Source organism: Gilliamella sp. W8128 (assembly GCF_016100545.1).
Taxonomy (GTDB): domain Bacteria; phylum Pseudomonadota; class Gammaproteobacteria; order Enterobacterales; family Orbaceae; genus Gilliamella; species Gilliamella apis.
Window position 1 is genome coordinate 1 of sequence record NZ_JACFSE010000024.1, and the last position, 1,845, is coordinate 1,845.

General features: G+C 40.3%; 1 protein-coding gene. It reads right to left on the reverse strand.

What is annotated here, in order from left to right; genetic code table 11:
* Positions 1–216: 216 nt before the first annotated feature.
* The gene (locus tag H3U97_RS11340) at positions 217–1,629 is read right to left on the reverse strand and encodes a hypothetical protein (RefSeq protein WP_198199007.1); all 1,413 of its coding nucleotides are present in this window, start codon (positions 1,627–1,629) and stop codon (positions 217–219) included.
* Positions 1,630–1,845: the final 216 nt, after the last annotated feature.

Consider the following 1,845-nt stretch of genomic DNA (forward strand, 5'->3'; position numbering starts at 1 on the left):
TTCCGCCTTCGTTCGGTCTTAACGCTCCTTGCCAAACATCCCTGTTTGCCATGCTAACCTCACTCAGTTGTCAGCACATTGCGAATGTCGCGCCCAAAATCGTTTTTATTGCCCACTTTGTCAGCCTTATTGCCTTGGCTGGGCAATGATTGTTTAACGTCCTAACGTTATTTTTCTTATCCTTAGCTTCAATACCTAAGAACTAAGAAATAATAGCTAAGGATAGACACAGAGTCCACCGCCCCTTGTGGAGTAGTTCCAAGTATCGGGAGAAAACGAACCATAACGCGTGTTAACATAAAAAAACCTTTGTGTACTAATTACTATATCTTGCGTCCAATATTTAAACGTCCAAGTGCCGCCGGCGCCGGAGCCGAGGCCGGGAAAGTTGGCACCAACGTAATCCTCCACCATCCCCCATTCCGAGAACAATCCTCCACCAATGTGACGCCGGAACCAAGGATCAGGTGACGAAGGCGTTGCCTCTACTACACCGTTACAATCGTCTTCTGAATTAAGTCCCCGACAAGATCCATTAGTTAAATCCCTGATATTTGGGAGATGGTATCCAATATTATTACACCAAGATTCCGCACTAGAATGGTTCTTTTCATTATTACCACTATGAACAAACCACTGCTTTAACTCAAATCCATATTTGACTACCGCATTACCACTGCTATCACGACCGACTAACTCAAATACCTGCGGTAAAGATGGTCTGTCGACTCTATCTGGATTTTCTGATACCCATTGATTAGGGTCTGTAACGGCAGGACCAGTTAGGGTGACTTTAACGCTGGTATTTGTTGAATCGGTCATCGTCGCCGTAATACCACCATGAGAAACCGTAGCCCAAGATAAGGCCTGATTACTACCACCAATATCTAAATCAAAATACAAATTATTAGCACCAGTAGTCGGGAAGTTTAAACCATAAGACGATGGCGTAACTGACTGTGGTAGAAAACCATTACGCCCTTGATAAATGGCATCAGAAAGATTACTCCCAATCCCCCATAAGTCAGGTCTTGCAAAACAAATCACTGGCGCTGCTTTAGGATTAATATAATAAGTGGCATTACTTGCACTAAAACGACTTTCATTAGGCACACCATAAAGTGTTTTTAATCTACCGCTATCACTAGATAAGGTTAATTTATATGGCGCTTTACAAATAGTCAGTACTTCATTACGGGCAACACGATTATCGTCTTTATCAACAATAGTTAATTTTAAATTACCGGTAACGGTGACACCATAATAAACTCCCTGACCATCACCATCATCATCCCCCCAATAATTATACGGTTTGCCAATAAGTGAACTTAATTCAATAGAATTAGTATACGTATTCGTTGGTACTAACATACCAATATCCTTAAAACTCTGACCAGCAACAGGTAAAATGATAGGATGGTTTCTTGAATTATTGGTTGTGGGAGTAAATGTTCTACCATCAGAAAGGGATATCCAGAGTAGTGCTTCGGTATTTGTTACCCGGGTACGACCACCATCAAAGGTTAAATAAGGAGCTGAACCTTGAATAATATTGGTCGTTGTAGTGGTTAATGCATAATTAGAAAAAGAGATAGACTGTAAAACAACCATGGCTAATACCAAAACCATCGGCCGAGATAAAAAGACTAAACTAAGAAATGTTGAAAACCCTTGCCAAATTTGTTGGAAAAATAAATTGTAGTGAGATAATAGACCGTACGTGCTTAACTTTACTAACGTTAAATTATAGGTTGGGCAGGTTTGGTGTTTGGTGTTTGGTGTTTTACATTATAATGCATGGCGACAATCCTGTCAAGTAATTATCTGTTTTATTTGGCTTTTTTA

Excerpts from the sequence above, each read along its gene's own strand:
- H3U97_RS11340 (WP_198199007.1), bottom strand. The coding sequence starts at position 1,629 with ATGGTTTTGGTATTAGCCATGGTTGTTTTACAGTCTATCTCTTTTTCT.